Origin of the sequence: Capnocytophaga endodontalis (genome assembly GCF_002209445.1) — a bacterium.
GTDB classification, from domain to species: Bacteria; Bacteroidota; Bacteroidia; order Flavobacteriales; family Flavobacteriaceae; genus Capnocytophaga; species Capnocytophaga periodontitidis.
The window spans coordinates 91,065-110,602 of record NZ_CP022022.1 but is presented as its reverse complement, the minus strand read 5'-3'; the positions used below and the strand labels follow the sequence as shown (position 1 = coordinate 110,602).

Sequence of the window (19,538 nt, the reverse complement as noted above, 5' to 3'; positions counted from 1 at the left end):
AAATTAATAGTTAGATTAGTATCACATTTAAGGCTAAAAAATAAACCTCTTTACAGATTCTCTCCTCCTCCCTCTTTTGGGGAGGGGGAGAACGGAGGGGATGAGGAACTTATGGCACATCTTAAAATCGCCCTTGTGGGCAACCCTAATACAGGAAAAACATCCCTTTTCAATGCGCTGACAGGCTTAAACCAAAAGGTGGGCAACTACCCTGGTATTACTGTAGAAAAGAAAATAGGGCATTGCAAACTCCCTAACAACCAGCAAGCTGAAATCATCGACTTGCCAGGTACCTATAGCCTCAACCCGAGTTCAGAAGACGAACAAGTGGCTGTAGAAACCCTCATCAACCGCCAAGGAACATACTTCCCCGATGTGGTGGTGGTGGTGAGCGAGGTGAGCAACCTCAAGCAAAACTTGCTGCTCTTCACCCAAGTGAAAGACCTCCAGCTGCCTACTATTCTGGTTATCAATATGGCTGACCAGATGCAGCGCAAAGGCATTAGTATCGACCTCTCCAAATTAGAACAGTTGTTACACACTAAAGTCATCCTCACCAGCACCCGCAAAGGTGAGGGGCTTTTAGCATTGAAAGAAGCGATTACAAACTTCAAAGAATTGTTGGTTGCTCCTTGTGTGGATATGTCGCGTTTGGAGGCTATACCCTTTGGTACTTCGGAAAGTGAACAACGCCGTAAACAGCAGAAAGAGACTATTATCCGCTATCAGTTTATCAACGAAACTCTCAAAGAAACTTATGTTGTAGATCAGCACAAGGCACAGACCCTGCGCGCTCATCTCGACCGTTTTCTCATTCACCCATTCTTTGGTTATGTGGTGTTTGCAGGCATACTATTGCTTATCTTCCAAGCCGTTTTCACTTGGTCGAGTTACCCAATGGACTGGATAGAGAACGAGTTTGGTATTTTAGGTGAATGGCTGGTTGCCAAATTACCGGCCGGCGCACTTACTAATTTGCTCATCGATGGGGTACTCCCCGGAATAGCAGGCATCACTGTGTTTATCCCACAGATAGCCGTACTTTTCACCCTGATAGCTATTTTAGAAGAAAGCGGCTATATGAGTAGGGTAGTTTTTTTAATGGACAATGTGATGCGACGTTTTGGGCTTAGTGGCAAGAGTGTAGTGCCACTCATTTCGGGGGCTGCTTGTGCCGTGCCTGCCGTGATGATTGCCCGCAATATCGAGAGTTGGAAAGAACGCCTTATCACCATACTCGTCACTCCGTTTATGACCTGTTCGGCACGTTTGCCCGTGTATCTCATCATCATCAATTTGGTAATTCCCGAAGGTGATTTTCTGTGGGTTAGCTACAAAGCGTGGACGTTCTTTGCGATGTATTTTTTAGGCTTTGCAATGGCGTTACTTTCGGCTTTTATCTTAGATAAAGTGCTGAAAATGCAAAAGAACAGCAGTTTTTTTATTGCCGAAATCCCCGACTATAAAATTCCGCTACTGCGCAATGTATGTCTCACTGTATACGAGAAAACCAAAGGTTTTGTAATGGGAGCAGGTAAGTTTATTTTGGCAATTTCGGTATTGTTGTGGTTCTTAGGCTCTCACGGAATGGGCGAAAAGTACAACAGCATTGAGGCTACCGCCGAACAATTGGCACAAACACACCAATGGACGGAAGAACAAAAAGCAAATTACATACAAGCTGAAAGTCTTGAATACTCATTTTTAGGCTATATAGGCAAGGGGATAGAACCCGTATTTCGTCCGCTAGGTTACGATTGGAAGATAAGCATAGGAGTAGTAGCCTCATTTGCGGCTCGTGAGGTGTTTATCAGCACACTATCAACAGTTTATAGTTTAGGAAAAGACCTTGATACCGAGGGAGAAGAAGGAGAACGCACGATTTTAGCAAAAATGCGATCGGAAGTACACCCCGATGGCACCCCCGTATATACTCTTGGCACAGGAATTTCACTATTGCTCTACTACGCTTTTGCGATGCAATGCCTTAGCACGGTTGCCGTGGTACGCAAAGAAACCAATAGCTGGAAATGGACAGCCCTACAGTTTTTGTTTATGACGGGCATTGCTTATATAAGTGCGATGCTGGCGTTCATATTAATTAGATAATTAGCAAATTAGCAGATTGCCCCCGTTCCCCCGAAGGGGGACAATCCGTAAAGGCGATAATTGACAACTTATGAAGTTAGGTTTAGTATTTTCAGGTGGTGGAGTGCGCGCTTTGGCACACGCCGGATTGCTCAAAGCCTTAGAAGAAAAAGGCTTGCGACCATCAATTATTTCAGGCACCAGTGGAGGTGCTCTCATTGGGGCGCTTTATGCTTGTGGGGTAAAACCCGATGATATGGCGCAATTTTTCAAGGAAACACCCGTATTTAAATGGTCGATGCTCACTTTTAAGAAAGTAGGTTTGGTAGATAGCGCCAAATACACTAAATTCTTCGAAAAAGAATTTCAATACCACACTTTTGAAGAACTCCAACTGCCTTTAATCGTTACAGCTACCAATCTGTTGAATGGTAAAGTGCAGTATTTCAATCAAGGAGAACTCATACAGCCGCTAATAGCCTCAGCTGCTTTGCCACCCTATTTTTCACCCGTGAGAATAGGTGAAAGCCTCTATTGCGACGGCGGACTTTTAGATAACTTCCCGATAGAACCTATTAAAAAACAATGTGATAAAATCATTGGCAGCTTTGTAAACCCGTTGGAAACGATTACCGAAAAAGAGCTCAGCAACTCCTTTCAATTTATGCAACGCATCTACAACATCACAATGGACGGCAACTACAGTCGCAAATTCAAGAAATGTGATTTGCTATTGTTGCACAACCTCAGCAATATAGGGGTGCTGGATACCAAAATGATCGATCACGCTTTTGAATACGGTTATGAAATGGGAATAAAAAGATTAGCGGAGTTGAAAGATTAACAATTATTTAACAATTTTATTTCTCTAAAACTTGTACTTTTGCGGTCTAATTAAAAAAATGTATCAATGAAAAAAATCTTTATCGCCTTAATGGCAATGGTAGCTTTAGCCAGCTGTGGCAAAAGTGATGACAATGACGGAACAATCCAAGAAGGAGCATTCCCTAAAAAAATAACTGTAACTTATCCTAAAAACAATGAAAGTACAGTTATAGTGTATAATATTCAGAATGATAAAATATTATCATTTACTAAAACTGAATATAGTAATGGAGTACAAACAGGTACTACAGAGAATACAAAAATAGAATACAATGGTAATCTCATTAAACAAATAAAATCAGGAGAACCTTCTTCAGAGGATTATTCCATTATTGATTATCACTACGATGGACAAGGTCGTTTGGTGAGACGAACAATAGTAGAACCCAACGATGATGATGCAAAAACTGAAACCTATGAATATTCATACATAGGAGATCAACTCTCTAAAGAGGTTCATATTTATCCTTCAACAACTTATATTAATGGGCAGGAGAAAAAGATAAATCGCCACATAGAAAAAGTATTAGAGTACAATAGTAATATAATAACTGTAAATGAAATTAGTACTAGTCGTGATGGCAATGGAAATGTGGTAAGTGGTACAAGTACTCACACCAATACTATTGTCTATACCCTTTCCAATGGAAACTTAGTAAAAAAGGTGGAAAACCAAATAACAACTGAATATTTGTATGATACAAATACCAATCCAATGCCTTTAAACAAATTAAGTAAAACTACTGACCCTATCTACTTTTTGTCACCTGATATGAGTAAAAATAACTTGATAAAAACAGAAAAAACTTATATAGGTTATCAGGGAGTAGAAGTAAAAACAATTATTACTCAAGATCTTACTTATAATGAAAAAGGCTATCCTACGATGAATAAAAGGTATCGTCAAGAGGGTAATAATCCAAAAGAACTTAGTTCTATTACTGAATACGAGTATTAAGAATTTATATACTTATAAAAAGCGGCTTTGAAAAGCCGCTTTTTTTATTCTTTTCAAGAGCCAATTTTCCTCCTTTTTTTGCGAAATCCTCAATTTTCACCTATCCAAATTATCAAATTAATAATACGACTCTTTCTTTTCTGTTATATCTTCAAAATTTTAACACTTTAACTGCTTTAAACATCTCATCTTTATATAACCCGCTGATTTTCAATAAAAATACGTTAAAGTTTTGTTAAACTACTAATTTCATTAGGTTACTTTCAGTTATTTTTTCTTACCTTTACCACGCAAAAAGATGATAAAATCGAAAATATAGCTACAAAGTTTTATCTCTTTTTAACATTTAAGAAGCATTAAAAAACACTAAAAACAAATTGATATGGAAAACACAGCAAAACTGATTTTTGAAGGGAAAGAATACGAATTTCCTATTGTAGTAGGGACTGAAAATGAAAAAGCAATCAATATTGAAAAATTGCGTGCCCTTACTGGTTTGATAACCTTAGATTCAGGTTATAAGAACACAGGCTCTTGCAAGAGTGCCATTACCTTCCTCGACGGTGAAAAAGGTATTTTGCGTTATCGTGGCTATAATATTGAAGAATTGGCTGCTAAAGCCGAGTTTCTCGAAGTAGCCTACCTCCTTATCTTTGGCGAACTCCCCACTGCCGAAGAGTATGACGATTTCAAAAAAACAATTCACAAGTACACCCTTGTACACGAGGATATGCGCCATATTATGGACGGTTTCCCGCGCTCGGCTCACCCTATGGGGGTATTGGCATCGGCTACCAGTGCGCTCACCGCTTTCAACCCTGTGCCAGTGAATGTACATTGCCCCAAACACGTGTATCAAGCGGTCTGCAAAGCCATTGCTAAAGTAACGATTATCGCTTCTTGGGTATACCGCAAACGCGAGGGCTTACCACTGAATTACTACGACAACAGCAAGGGCTATATTGAGAACATTTTGCGCCTCTTCTTTGAAATTCCTACTGAGGAATACAAAATCAACCCTACCATTGTGAGTGCCCTCAACAAGTTGCTCATCCTCCACGGCGACCACGAACAGAACTGTTCTACTTCTACCGTACGTTTGGTAGGGTCTTCAGAGGCGGGTCTGTTTGCGAGTATTTCCTCTGGGGTTTCTGCCCTTTGGGGTCGTCTCCACGGCGGGGCAAACCAAGCGGTGATTGAGATGCTCGAAGAAATTCACAAAGACGGAGGTGATGTAGATAAGTTCATCAACAAAGCTAAAGACAAAAACGACCCTTTCCGCCTGATGGGCTTTGGACACCGTGTGTACAAAAACTTCGACCCACGGGCTAAAATCATCAAAGTAGCTGCCGATGAGGTACTCAATGCTTTAGGCATTGACGACCCTATTCTCGGCATCGCTAAACATCTCGAAAAAGTAGCTTTGGAAGACGAGTACTTCAAAGCGCGCAACCTCTACCCCAATGTAGATTTCTATTCAGGCATCATCTATAAAGCCTTAGGTATGCACTTAGAGATGTTCACTGTGCTTTTTGCTATCGGTCGTCTCCCTGGCTGGATTGCCCAATGGAAGGAAATGCGCCAAGGAGGAGAGCCTATCGGTCGTCCACGACAAATATACGTAGGTGCCACCGAAAGACCTTTTGTTGAATTGAATAAAAGATAAAAATGAAAAACATTATCTATACCATTACCGATGAGTCGCCCTATTTAGCTACTCATTCGCTATTGCCCATCATCAAACACTTTTGTGCCTCTTCGGGTATCAACTTTGAAGCCAAAGATATCTCATTGGCAGGGCGTATCTTAGCCTCTTTCCCCGATTTTCTCACAGCAGAACAACGGGTACCCGATGCCCTTAGCGAACTGGGGGCGTTGGCAACGCGTCCGGAAGCTAATATCATCAAGTTGCCTAATATCAGTGCTTCGGTACCCCAACTGAAAGCGGCTATCGCCGAACTGCAATCACAAGGCTATGCACTCCCCGATTATCCTGAAAATCCTGCCAATGAAGCCGAAACAGCTATCAAACAGCGGTATGACAAGGTGAAAGGCAGTGCGGTGAACCCTGTGTTGCGCGAGGGTAATTCCGATAGGCGTGCACCTAAATCGGTAAAACAGTACGCACAAACGCACCCGCATTCAATGGGAGCGTGGAGTGCTGAGAGTCTCACGGAAGTCGCAACGATGCAAGCGGGCGATTTCTACCACAACGAGCAATCGGTAACACTTCAAAAGGCCGATGTGGTGCGCATAGAGTTGGTAAGCCCTAAACACGAGGTGCAGGTGCTGAAAGCGCAGCTTCCTTTGCAAGCGGGTGAAGTGATAGACGCTACTTTTATGAGCAAAGAAGCGCTTTGCAAATTCTATAAAAAAGCCTTTGCCGAAGCGAAAGACAAGGGTGTACTCCTCTCTTTGCACCTGAAAGCTACAATGATGAAGGTTTCTGATCCTATTCTCTTTGGCTATGCGGTCGAAACGTACTTTGCTAATTTGTTCCAAAAACACCCGCGCGAACTGAAAGCCTTAGGGGTGAATGCACGTAACGGTCTTTCGGATATTCTGGCGAAAATAGAACAATTGCCTGCTGAAGAACAAGAACCTTTAAAACACGACATTGAGGGAGCGCTTGCGCGAGCAGCTGCTTTGGCAATGGTAAATTCCGATAAGGGGATTACCAACCTGCATTTCCCTAACGATGTGATTGTAGATGCTTCTATGCCAGCAATGATTCGCAATGGGGGAAAGATGTGGAATGCTAAAGGCGAGGCTCAAGATACTTTGGCGGTACTGCCCGATAGCACTTATGCGCGTATCTACCAAGTGGTGATCGACTTTTGCAAGAAACACGGGGCGTTTAATCCTGCTACGATGGGAAGCGTTGCCAATGTGGGCTTAATGGCTCAAAAAGCTGAGGAATACGGCTCGCACGATAAGACTTTTGAAATCCCTCATAGCGGACGTGTACAGGTGGTAGGCGCCGATGGTAAAGTGTACTTATCACATAAAGTAGAAAAAGGCGATATCTGGCGTATGTGTACTGCGAAAGATGCTGCCATACAAGATTGGGTGAAATTAGCAGTAACGCGCGCACGCCTCAGCAAAACACCAGCGGTCTTTTGGTTGGACGAGCACCGCGCTCACGATGCGCAACTCATCAAAAAAGTAAAACACTATTTGGCAACACTCGACACCGAGGGGGTAGATATCCGCATTATGTCGCCTGAAACGGCTATGCTCTTCTCCTTAGAGCGCACTCGCAAGGGCAAAGATACCATTTCGGTAACCGGCAATGTGTTGCGTGATTACCTCACCGACTTGTTTCCTATCTTAGAATTGGGCACCAGTGCCAAAGTGCTCTCTATCGTCCCCTTGATGAATGGTGGCGGACTCTTTGAAACGGGTGCAGGGGGCTCAGCACCTAAATTAGCCGAACAACTCTTTGCCGAAAATCACTTGCGCTGGGATTCCTTAGGAGAATTTCTCGCCTTAGGCGCTTCGTTAGAGCATTTTGCTCAAAAACACGAGAACCCCAAAGCCTTAGTGTTAGCCCAAACGCTCGATGAGGCAACGAGTAAGCTGTTGAACAACGATAAATCGCCTCAAGCCAAAGTAGGCACGCTCGACAATCGCGGAAGTCACTTCTATTTGGCACTCTATTGGGCAGAAGCTTTAGCGACACAAACTCAAGATAGCGCACTTGCCAAAGAGTTTGCTCCTATCGCCAAAGCCCTAAAAGACAACGAAACGACTATCGTGGAAGAGCTGACCCGCATACAAGGCACACCGGTAGATTTAGCAGGTTATTACCACCCCGATCTCACCAAAGTAGCCGAAGTTATGCAAGGAAGTAAAACCCTATTATTAATTCTTAATTGTTAATTGAATTATGGTTTTTGATATTGAAATGATAAAGAAGGTCTATGCTCAATTTCCTGAACGCGTAGACAAAGCTCGCCAAGTGGTAGGGAGACCCCTTACCCTTGCTGAAAAAATATTGTATACTCACCTATGGGACGGCACTCCTTCACGTGCTTTTGAGCGCGGTAAAGACTATGTAGATTTCGCCCCCGACCGCATCGCTTGTCAAGATGCGACCGCTCAAATGGCGCTCTTACAGTTTATGCAAGCGGGCAAAAGCAAAGTGGCTGTCCCCACCACCGTGCACTGCGACCACCTGATACAAGCCAAAATAGGTGCTGCAACCGACCTGAAAGTGGCTACTGAACAATCTAAAGAAGTATTCGATTTTCTCTCTTCGGTATCCAATAAATACGGCATTGGCTTCTGGAAACCTGGCGCAGGGATTATTCACCAAATAGTCTTAGAAAACTACGCTTTCCCTGGCGGAATGATGATAGGCACCGATTCGCATACAGTAAACGCTGGCGGATTAGGAATGCTCGCCATTGGTGTAGGCGGGGCTGATGCTGTAGATGTGATGGCAGGAATGCCGTGGGAACTGAAATTCCCTAAGCTCATAGGCGTAAAACTCACGGGCAAACTCAGCGGGTGGACTGCCCCAAAAGATGTGATTCTTAAAGTCGCCGATATTCTCACCGTAAAAGGGGGTACGGGTGCTATTGTGGAATACTTCGGCGAAGGTGCTAAATCGCTTTCGTGTACGGGGAAAGGTACTATTTGTAATATGGGTGCCGAAATAGGGGCTACTACCTCTACTTTTGGCTATGACGAGGCAATGCGCCGCTATCTGCTTGCTACTGGGCGCGAAGAAGTAGCCCTCGCTGCCGATGCCATTGCGCCTTACCTCACCGCCGACCCCGAAGTATATGCCGACCCCGAAAAGTATTTTGATCAGCTCATCGAGATAGACCTTTCTACTTTAGAGCCTTATATCAACGGGCCTTTTACCCCCGATAGAGGCACTCCTGTATCCAAAATGAAGGAAGTAGCCCGTGCCAACGATTGGCCTCTCGAGGTGCAATGGGGGCTCATCGGTTCGTGTACTAACTCGTCTTACGAAGATCTCACCCGCGCAGTTTCGGTGGTAAAACAAGCCTTAGAAAAGAGAATTACTCCTAAAGCTTCCTTTGGTATCAACCCAGGCTCTGAACAAATACGCTATACTACTGAACGCGATGGCATCATAGACATCTTCGAGCAGTTGGGCACCCGTGTGTTTACCAATGCTTGTGGCCCTTGTATCGGTCAGTGGGACAGAGAAGGCGCCGAAAAACAAGAGAAAAATACGATTGTACATTCTTTCAACCGTAACTTCTCCAAACGTGCCGACGGCAACCCTAATACGCACGCTTTTGTTGCTTCACCCGAAATGGTAGCTGCTTTGGCTATTGCCGGTAGGTTAGACTTCAACCCTATCACCGATACGTTGCTCAACGACCAAGGTGAAGAGGTAAAACTCACTCCTCCTTATGGCGAAGAGTTGCCTTCTAAAGGTTTTGCCGTTGATGATCCTGGCTATCAGGCTCCCGCCGAAGATGGTAGCAATATCGAGGTAGTAGTATCGCCTACCTCTAACCGTTTGCAACTACTCACGCCTTTCACTCCTTGGGACGGTGAGAACATCACAGGGGCTAAACTTCTCATCAAAGCGCAAGGCAAATGCACCACCGACCATATTTCGATGGCAGGAGCTTGGTTGCGTTTCCGCGGACATTTGGACAATATTTCTAACAATATGCTCATAGGGGCGGTAAATGCTTTCAACGGTAAAACCAACTCTGTGAAAAACCAACTTACAGGCGAATACGACGAAGTGCCTAAAGTACAGCGCGCCTATAAAGCTGCGGGTATCCCTTCTATTATAGTAGGCGACCACAACTATGGCGAGGGCTCTTCACGCGAACACGCCGCTATGGAACCTCGTCATTTGGGCGTACGAGCGGTATTGGTAAAATCGTTTGCGCGCATTCACGAAACCAACCTTAAAAAGCAAGGAATGCTCGCCCTCACCTTTGCCAATGAAGCTGATTACGACAAGATTCAAGAAGACGATGTGATCAACTTCCTCGACCTCACTGCCTTTGCGCCTGGCACTCCTTTGCATTTGGAATTTGTACATAAAGATGGCAGTAAGGATGTGATTACCTGCAACCATACCTACAACGCCCAGCAAATAGGTTGGTTTAAAGCAGGAAGCGCCCTGAATAAATTAGCGAATTAGCAAATTTGGAATTAGTAAATATTATCGACTTTGCCAAAGGTCTCCGTCCGTACGGCTGACACCTTTGGCAAAGTTTTTTATATTCTAAATGCCACTTGCTAAATCTACACAAGAAATTTTCCGAAACTCAAAATTGTTACTTGTCACTTGCTAATTGTTAATTATTTTGTACTTTTGCCTCTCGAAAAAGACTAAATGAACCACTCCGCTTTTATGATGATTGATAAAATAAAAGAACACATCGCTAAAATTGAGGATTTTACAGCGAAAACTAAAGACGAACTCGAACAGTTCCGCATTCAGTACCTCGGTAAAAAAGGTGTCCTAAACGACTTTTTTGCTGCTTTTAAAGAAGTACCTAATGAAGAAAAAAAGACTTTTGGACAGGTAGTGAATGAACTCAAACAAAAAGCTGAAGCTAAAGTACAAGAATGGCGCGACCGTCTTGAAGAACGCAACGAGAGTAAAGGAGTATACGGCGATTTGAGCCGCCCTGCTACCCCAGCCCCCATTGGCGCTCGCCATCCTATTTCTCTGGTGAAAAACGAAATCGTAAAAATCTTCGCGAATATTAGCTTTGATGTTTCCGATGGCCCCGAAATGGAAGATGATTGGCATAACTTCACTGCCCTCAATCTCCCCGAATACCACCCTGCACGCGATATGCAGGACACTTTCTTTATACAAACTAATCCCGATATCCTCTTGCGCACTCACACCAGCTCTGTGCAGATACGTTATATGGAAAATCACCAGCCACCTATCCGCACAATCTCCCCAGGGCGCGTGTTCCGCAACGAGGCTATCTCTGCTCGCTCTCACTGCTTGTTTCACCAAGTAGAAGGCTTGTATATCGATAAAAACGTATCTTTTGCCGACCTCAAACAAACACTATTGTACTTCACTAAAGAAATGTTTGGCAAATCACGTATCCGCTTGCGTCCGTCCTACTTCCCTTTCACTGAACCTAGTGCTGAAGTAGATATCTATTGGGGGCTCAACAACGAGGTAGATTACCGCATCACCAAAGGAACCGGTTGGCTCGAAATTATGGGTTGTGGTATGACCGACCCTAATGTGCTTAAAAACTGCGGTATCGATAGCGAACAGTACAGCGGTTTTGCTTTTGGTATGGGCGTTGAGCGCATCGCAATGTTGCTCTACCAAATCGGTGACATCCGTATGTTCTACGAGAACGATGCCCGCTTCTTAGAACAATTCAAAAGCGCCCTTTAATACATAAAAATAGAAATATGACAACAGTGAATAAAAACATACATAAACCTATGTTTAAAGTAGGGGAGGAGGTACTCATAGCTCCACAAGTCACTAATGAAAAAGAATGGCTTAAGGGAATAGTAATAGATATTGAAGACAACCCTTTTGTAGGTTTTGTGATTACAGCCAAAACAAAAGAACTCGGCGAATTTTTTGATAAAGAATACTTGTTTAAAAAATTGAATTGAGATGTTTGCTATTACTTTTGATATGCTTATTTCCGATTTGGAAAAGTATTACGGTTCGCCTTATCACTCTGCTTATACTGAAATTCGTAAAGTATTGGCTGATTGTGGTTTTTATTGGATACAAGGAAGTGTGTATGTAACCAATGAAGAGAATTTATATGTAGTGACCAAAGCAATGAATGCCCTTGATGCTATTTCTTGGTTTAGAAAGTCTGTTAGAGATATCAGAGCTTTTGAAATTAAAAATTGGTCAGATTTTACCCAAATGTTTAAAATTGAAAAATAATTCACAAACATCGTCAATTGTCAATCGTCAATTGTCAATTGAAAACGTTTCTTTTGCCTACGATGGGCAACCCGAATTACTGAAAAACATCTCCTTTGAACTCTCACAAGGCGAACACCTTTCCTTGATGGGCGAAAGCGGCTGCGGTAAGAGTACCCTCCTCAAAGTTATCTACGGACTTGTAGACGTACAACAAGGCTCTGTTCTCTTTCACAACGAGCGCGTCTGGGGGCCTTCACGTCAGTTAGTCCCTGGTTTCAAAACGATGAAATACCTCGCTCAAGATTTTGGCTTAGGCCCCTATCACACTGTTGCTGAAAACGTAGGAAAGTTCATCTCCAATCTCGATTTAGTTTACAAAAAAGAACGTGTAATGGAGCTTCTCACCTTAGTAGGTATGGAGCGCTTTGCTCCCCTAAAAGCCCTAAACCTCAGTGGTGGCGAAAAACAACGTGTCGCATTGGCAATGGCATTAGCCCAAGAACCCCAATTGTTGTTGCTTGATGAGCCTTTTAGTCAGATAGATAATTTTAGAAAAAACGATTTGCAACGCACCCTTTTTGCTTATCTAAAAGAGCAGAATATCAGCTGTATTGTAGCAACTCACGACGGTAAAGATGCCCTTTCTTATTCCGATAAAACTGCGATAATGCGCAAAGGTGAATTGTTGTATTTCGGCAACACTCTCAACATCTACGCCCAAGATACCGATGCCTATACAGCTTCTCTTTTTGGCGAAGTAACTACCTATCAAGGCAAACTCTTCAAGCCTCATCAAATAGCACTTGCTCCTCAACCCACTAATTGGCAGGTTTCTGTGCAACATAGCTATTTTCAAGGAGCTCACTATCTTATAGAAGCTACTACTCCCGAAACAAAAGTCTATTTCTATCACCCTGCCCCGCTTGCTAAAAACGCTACAGTTCATTTACAAATCAAATAGCCCGCGCGGATCGCACCAAATTGCCAAATGTATTTCCATCATTATAATATCGTTACTCCTTTAGGACTCGACCTCCCTACCACCGCTCATTTGGTGCTGAGAGAACAATCGGGCATCGCTCGTTATCCAATCTATGGGCAGCTCACTAATGTTTGTCTTTCTAAAATAGGCGATGGGGCTTTAGAGAGCAAGTACCAGCAACTCGTGGGGCGTGAAGGTTTTTCGCGATTGGAAAAAATGCTCCTTTTGGCAGTTGTTCCTATACTTCATCATATCAAAATCACCCCTCGCACCGCTCTAATTCTTTCCACGACCAAAGGCAATATTTCAGCACTTGCCAAAGGAAATCCTACTCCTTTACTTTCAACTACTGCCCAAAAAATCGCTACTGCAATAGGTATTACCACTACGCCTATTGTGTTATCTAATGCCTGTGTATCAGGAGCAATGGCGCTCTCAGTAGCCGATAGTCTGCTAAAAACAGATAGTTATGATAGTGCTGTGGTATTAGCTGGCGATGAGATAAGCGAATTTGTGCTTTCGGGCTTTCAGTCCTTTCAAGCGATGAGTGCTAAACCTTGCAAGCCTTACGACGCTACCCGCGATGGCATTACCTTAGGTGAAGCAACCGCCGCTGTATATGTGAGTAAAGAAGCGCAAGGTGCTAAAGCTCAACTCTTAGGAAGTAGCTCTATCAACGATGCCAATCATATTTCAGGACCTTCACGCACCGGCGAAGGATTGTATTTGAGTGTGCAAAATGCCTTAGACGAAGCTAAACTACAGCCTCAACAAATCGATTTGATCAACGCTCACGGTACGGGTACTCTCTATAACGACGAGATGGAAAGTATTGCCTTTATGCGCGCCAATCTCCTCTCTGCTCCTCTCAATAGTTACAAAGGCTATTTTGGGCATACACTCGGTACTTCAGGGCTACTTGAAACCCTGCTTACTATAGAGTTAGCCCGTTATAAAACCCTTCTAAAAAGCCTCAATTTCGATACACTTGGCGTTTCTCATCCTATAAAAGTACTGAGAACAACCGAGTATAAAGAGGTGCATTACTTCCTCAAAACAGCCTCAGGCTTCGGAGGCAGCAACACCGCACTTGTAATTAAACAATTATAACCCCTTAATATATAATCATTAACATCTAAGTATTATTTTTTTTGTTAAAAAAAAGTGAATAAAAATTTGCGTATAAAGAAAATATTCGTAACTTTGAGCCCGATTTTAACACTATAAAGTAATAAAAAGATGAGAAAAATAATTTTGTTGATGAGCATTTTTGCTATCCATCTCTCTATGGCACAGCAACAAAGCTCTCCCGATGGCAGTGTGATACTCTCTTTTTCACTGAAAAGTGACGGAACTCCTTCGTATAAGGTGTCCTACAAAAATAAACCAGTGATAAACGAAAGTACTTTAGGTTTTACTCTTAAAAAAGCTGAACCTTTAACTAATAACTTTAAAGTAGTAGATACTAAAAAATCTACCTTTAAAGAAACGTGGAAACCCGTATGGGGGGAAGAAAGCGAAATTCTAAACCACTACAACGAACTTCTCGTGCAATTGCAACAAGAGAAAACCAACCGAAAAATGAATATTCGCTTTCGTGTGTATAATGAAGGTGTCGGATTCCGTTACGAATTCCCTTCTCAAAAAGAACTTACCTATTTTGTAGTAGAAGAAGAGCTCTCTCAGTTTGCGATGACGGGTGACCATACCGCTTGGTGGATTCCTGGCGATTACGATACTCAAGAATACGACTATACAGAAAGCAAACTCTCCGAAATTCGCGGACTGATGAAACAAGCCGTAACCGAGAACGTGTCTCAGTTCGCTTTTTCACCTACCGGCGTACAAACTTCTTTAATGATGAAAACCAAAGATGGCTTGTATATCAATCTTCACGAAGCTGCCTTGGTTGATTATTCCTTGATGAACCTCAATCTCGACGACAAAACTTTCACCTTCCAATCTTGGCTCACCCCCGATGCACAGGGAGCTAAAGGCTATTTGCAAGCCCCTTGTCACAGTCCTTGGCGTACGATTATGGTGAGTGATGACGCTCGTAAAATCTTGGCGTCACGCTTGATTCTCAACCTCAACGAACCTTGTGCTATTGCCGATACATCTTGGATTAAACCTGTAAAATACGTCGGTGTTTGGTGGGAAATGATTACCGGTAAAAACTCTTGGAGCTATACTAACGACCTCCCTACTATCGACCTCAATACCGTTGATTACACCAAAACCAAACCTAATGGTACCCACGGCGCTACCAACGAAGAAGTGCGCAAATACATCGATTTTGCAGCAAAACACGGCTTCGACCAAGTGCTTGTGGAAGGTTGGAATATAGGATGGGAAGACTGGTTCGGACACAAAAAGGACTATGTGTTTGACTTTATAACTCCTTACCCCGACTTCGACCTTAAAGCACTGAACGACTACGCACACTCTAAAGGCGTGAAACTGATGATGCACCACGAAACTTCTGGATCTACCCGCAACTACGAGCGCCACATCAAAGCCGCTTACGAGTTGATGAACAAATATGGTTATAACTCAGTGAAAAGCGGGTATGTAGGCGACATCCTCCCTGTGGGTGAACACCACTACAGCCAATCGACTATTAACCACTACCTCTATGCAATCAAAGAAGCTGCTAAATACAAAATAATGGTGAATGCGCACGAAGCAGTACGCCCTACAGGCCTTTGCCGTACTTACCCAAATATGATAGGCAACGAATCAGCTCGCGGTACTGAGTACGAGGCTTTTGGTGGTAACAAAGTATTCCACACCACTATCTTGCCTTTCACTCGTTTGCAAGGAGGACCTATGGACTATACTCCTGGTATCTTCGAGACCGAATTGAAGTATGTAAACCCTAACAACAACAGCCAAATACGCAGTACCTTGGCACGCCAATTAGCCTTGTATGTAACGATGTACAGTCCGCTACAAATGGCAGCCGACTTGCCTGAAAACTACGAAAAATATATGGATGCCTTCCAATTCATCAAAGATGTGCCCGTAGATTGGCAAAAAAGCGTATATCTTGAAGCAGAACCAGGACGTTATATCACCATTGCGCGTAAAGATAAACACAGCAACAATTGGTATGTAGGTTGCACCGCTCACGAAGGCGGACATACTTCAGAACTCTTGCTCAACTTCCTCGACAAAGGTAAGAAGTATGAGGCTACCATCTATGCCGATGCCAAAGATGCCAATTGGAAAACCAATCCTAAGGCATATACAATCACCAAACAAAAAGTAAATGCTAAAACCAAATTAAAACTCACAGCTGCTCAAGGCGGTGGCTATGCTATACAAATTAGAGAATTAGCAAATTAGCAAAATTAGAAAATTAACCAATGATTGTTTATGCAAAAGCCTAATGTGATTTTAGAAAAGACTTTTCAGTTTTCTCTTAGAATTGTTGAGCTTTGTAATGTTTTGGAGGAGAATAGAAAATATGCTATTGCGAACCAATTATTAAGGTCTGGCACTTCTATAGGAGCTAATGTGAGAGAGGCTCAGAATGCAGAAAGTCAGCAGGACTTTATCCATAAGTTTAAAATTGCAGCTAAGGAAGCCGAAGAAACAATGTATTGGTTAGATATATGTTTATATTCAAGGGATTATCCTGATACTCAAGTAGAAAAACAGGAATTGTTGAATATTATGTATATAATAAATAGTATTATAGGAACAATGAAAAGAAAATTAGTGAATTAGCGAATTACAAATAAATGGTATAGGAATTTGCTAATTTTCAAATTCTCAAATTTTCAAATTTTATTCGTATGAAAGTAAAAATGAACAAACTACTTTATGCAGTAATGTTTTTCTTGTGTGTAGCTTTCGGTTACGCACAACAAATCACTGTAAAAGGAACAGTGAAAGATGGCACTGGCGAACCCCTAATGGGCGCTAGTGTGCTCGTGAAAGGTACCTCTCACGGTACTGCCGCCGATTTCGACGGTAAATTCGAACTAAAAGTCGACAAAGGCGCTACCCTTGTCTTCTCATCTGTAGGCTTCAAAACCCAAGAAGTCGCCGCTAAAGCAGTGATGAACATCACCCTCCAAGAAGATGTACAACAACTCGGCGACGTAGTAGTTATCGGGTATGGAGCTGTAAGAAAAAAGGACTTAACAGGTTCTGTAAACTTAGTAACCGATAAGGACTTTAACAAAGCTCCTGCCGTAAATGCCGACCAGCTTATCCAAGGTAAAATAGCAGGGGTACAGATGACCTCTGCAAGTGGTGCTCCCGGTGAAGGACAAACCATTCGCGTACGTGGTAATGGCTCTTTGTCCTTAACTTCTAACCCGCTAATTGTAATTGACGGCGTGCCAATGAACGATGGCGGCGTGGGCGGTTCTCGTAGTATCTTCAACTCTATCAACCCTGAAGATATCGAAAGTATGACTGTATTGAAAGACGCATCCTCTACCGCTATCTTCGGTTCTCGTGCTGCCAATGGGGTGATTATGATTACCACCAAAAAAGGAAAAGCAAACCAAGAAATGAAGATTAGCTTCAACACCAGCATCGCACTACAAGATGTAAACAAATATGTTGATGTGATGAGTGCCGATCAATACCGCCAAACTGTAAAAGGATTGAATATCCCTGCTGCCGAAGCGCTCTTAGGCAATGCTAATACCAATTGGCAAAAAGAAATCTACCAAGTAGCCCCTATGAGTAATAGTACTTTAGTGCTCTCTGGCGCCTACAAAACTTTGCCTTATCGTGTATCTATAGGGCATTCGTATGCCGATGGGGTGTTGCGTACCGATAACTTCAAACGTACCAATGCCAAAATTAGCTTGAACCCTACTTTCTTTGATAAATCATTGAAATTAGAATTGAATGCCAATGGTACTTATATGCAAAACCGTTTTGCCGAAAAAGGAGCTATAAGTTCAGCGGTTCTCTATGACCCTACCCAATCAGTGTTTGGAGGTCCCGCTAAATACGGTGGATACCACGCTTGGATTGACCCAGCTACACAAAATCGCTCTAACTTAGCTGCAACCAATCCTATGGCGTTATTGAACTTTACCGACGATAGTTCTAAAGTGTTTCGCTTTATTGGTAATGTAAAAGTTGATTATACTTTACCTTTCTTTAAAGATATTACCGCTACCGTGAATGCTGGTTTAGACTACAGTAATGGTAAAGGCGATAAAATTATCGACCGCCGTATGCCTACTGCCACTACTGGTTTTGCAGGAAGTACTAATACCTATGATAATAAAGCAACTAATAAGTTGTTTGATGCTTATGTAAACTATATGAAGGACATCAAAGATACACATAGTATTGGGCTAATGGTAGGACACTCTTATCAATCTTTTGAATTTGACGATAATAGTACTCAAAAAGATTACTTTGTAAACCCTGGCGATAACAAAATTGTACCTAATATCAACAAAAGTAAAAACGTGTTAATGTCATTCTTTGGTCGTGCAAACTATAGCTATAAAGATCGTTACCTCCTTACCGCTACCCTCCGTGCCGATGCTTCTTCTAAACTAAACCCAGACGACCGTTGGGGCTACTTCCCTTCAGTTGCCTTGGCTTGGAATGTGAGCAACGAAAAATTCCTCAAAGACAACAAAACCCTTAACGAACTCAAATTGCGTTTTGGTTATGGTGAAGTAGGGAACGTAAATGGTTTGGGCGACTACCTATTCCTTACCAATTACACCCGTAGCCAAGATGGCGCTTCTTACCAATTTGGTGATAGATTCTATCAAACTTACCGCCCTGGGGTAACCAATAAAAACCTACGTTGGGAAATTGGTAATACCCTCAATGCTGGTATCGACTTTGGATTGTTAGACAACCTCATCACAGGTACCCTCGATGTATATCGCAAACAAACTAAAGACCTAATTGCCGAAACCACTATCGACCCTTTCACCAACTTCAAAAACCGTGTAAATGCCAATATAGGCGATATGGAAAATAAAGGGGTTGAGTTTGGATTAACAGTAAATCCTATTCGCAATACCGAAAAAAATATCCGTTGGAGCTTTAACTACAATATCTCTTATAACGATAATAAGATTACCCGTATGCCCGACGATCAACCTACAGGAGGTATAGAAGGTGGTACAGGTAACCGTGTACAATTACACCGACAAGGAGAAACCCCTTATGCTTTTTATGTTTATCAACAAGTGTACGACGCTCAAGGTAAACCTATCGAAAATACTTTTGTGGATAGAAACGGCAATGGCAAAATTGACGAAGGTGACCGCTACTTGTACAAATCACCTTTTGCCCCTATAACTATGGGATTTGGTACCGATTTGAACTACAAGAATTGGGATTTGAACATCACTACTCGTGCAAACATCGGCAATTATGCGTATAATAACACTCAATCTCGTTTAGATCAGCTTGGTGAAATTACAGCTAATAGTGGCTTTATTGTTAATATTAAAGCAAATCAGGCAGATGCTAATTTCCAACGCCATAACGACCAAGCGTGGTTAAGTGATTACTATATTGAAAACGCTTCATTCTTCAAGTTAGACAATATCACCTTAGGTTACACCTTCCCTCATACCGATAAAATGTACGTCCGCCTCTATGGTACTGTACAAAATGTATTGACTATTACTAAGTACAGCGGTTTAGACCCTGAAGTGTTTGGCGGTATTGATAACAACTTTTATCCTCGCCCTCAAACTTACTTGTTGGGCTTGAATCTTAACTTTTAATATATGCAAAGT

The 19,538-nt window shown here is 42.5% G+C and carries 14 protein-coding genes; all 14 read left to right on the top strand.

What is annotated here, in order from left to right:
* Positions 1-111: 111 nt before the first annotated feature.
* The gene (gene feoB, locus CBG49_RS00455) at positions 112-2,109 is read left to right on the top strand and encodes a ferrous iron transport protein B (protein WP_088592899.1); all 1,998 of its coding nucleotides are present in this window, start codon (positions 112-114) and stop codon (positions 2,107-2,109) included.
* A 70-nt stretch (positions 2,110-2,179) separates the two neighbouring features.
* Complete coding sequence (locus CBG49_RS00450; RefSeq protein WP_009412857.1) at positions 2,180-2,932, top strand: patatin-like phospholipase family protein; 753 nt, start codon at positions 2,180-2,182, stop codon at positions 2,930-2,932.
* Positions 2,933-2,998: 66 nt separating this feature from the next.
* Positions 2,999-3,931 carry a hypothetical protein gene (locus CBG49_RS00445; RefSeq protein WP_088592898.1) on the top strand — a complete coding sequence of 311 codons (933 nt, stop codon included), beginning with the start codon at positions 2,999-3,001 and terminating at the stop codon, positions 3,929-3,931.
* Between the two features lie 382 nt (positions 3,932-4,313).
* The gene (locus tag CBG49_RS00440) at positions 4,314-5,597 is read left to right on the top strand and encodes a citrate synthase (protein WP_088592897.1); all 1,284 of its coding nucleotides are present in this window, start codon (positions 4,314-4,316) and stop codon (positions 5,595-5,597) included.
* Positions 5,598-5,599: 2 nt separating this feature from the next.
* Positions 5,600-7,813, top strand: a complete 2,214-nt coding sequence (locus tag CBG49_RS00435) for an NADP-dependent isocitrate dehydrogenase (protein WP_088592896.1) — start codon at positions 5,600-5,602, stop codon at positions 7,811-7,813.
* A 7-nt stretch (positions 7,814-7,820) separates the two neighbouring features.
* Positions 7,821-10,076 (top strand): aconitate hydratase, encoded by a 2,256-nt coding sequence (locus CBG49_RS00430; protein WP_088592895.1) that lies wholly within the window; start codon positions 7,821-7,823, stop codon positions 10,074-10,076.
* Positions 10,077-10,289: 213 nt separating this feature from the next.
* Complete coding sequence (gene pheS, locus CBG49_RS00425; RefSeq protein WP_088595226.1) at positions 10,290-11,312, top strand: phenylalanine--tRNA ligase subunit alpha; 1,023 nt, start codon at positions 10,290-10,292, stop codon at positions 11,310-11,312.
* 17 nt (positions 11,313-11,329) lie between these two features.
* A complete protein-coding gene (locus CBG49_RS00420; protein ID WP_009412850.1) occupies positions 11,330-11,542 on the top strand; it encodes a hypothetical protein in 213 nt (70 codons plus the stop codon).
* 1 nt (position 11,543) lies between these two features.
* Positions 11,544-11,828 (top strand): virulence protein, encoded by a 285-nt coding sequence (locus CBG49_RS00415; RefSeq protein WP_088592894.1) that lies wholly within the window; start codon positions 11,544-11,546, stop codon positions 11,826-11,828.
* Positions 11,818-12,771 (top strand): ABC transporter ATP-binding protein, encoded by a 954-nt coding sequence (locus CBG49_RS00410; protein ID WP_193433071.1) that lies wholly within the window; start codon positions 11,818-11,820, stop codon positions 12,769-12,771. Before CBG49_RS00415 ends, CBG49_RS00410 begins: the two co-directional genes overlap by 11 nt.
* Positions 12,772-12,798: 27 nt before the next feature.
* Positions 12,799-13,902 (top strand): beta-ketoacyl synthase N-terminal-like domain-containing protein, encoded by a 1,104-nt coding sequence (locus CBG49_RS00405; protein WP_088592893.1) that lies wholly within the window; start codon positions 12,799-12,801, stop codon positions 13,900-13,902.
* Positions 13,903-14,031: 129 nt separating this feature from the next.
* Entirely contained in the window at positions 14,032-16,140 is a 2,109-nt protein-coding gene (locus CBG49_RS00400) for a glycoside hydrolase family 97 protein (protein WP_088592892.1), read from the top strand.
* Positions 16,141-16,170: 30 nt separating this feature from the next.
* Entirely contained in the window at positions 16,171-16,524 is a 354-nt protein-coding gene (locus CBG49_RS00395; protein WP_088592891.1) for a four helix bundle protein, read from the top strand.
* A gap of 68 nt (positions 16,525-16,592) precedes the next feature.
* Positions 16,593-19,526: a SusC/RagA family TonB-linked outer membrane protein gene (locus tag CBG49_RS00390; protein ID WP_088592890.1), complete on the top strand. Its 2,934-nt coding sequence runs from the start codon at positions 16,593-16,595 to the stop codon at positions 19,524-19,526.
* Positions 19,527-19,538: the final 12 nt, after the last annotated feature.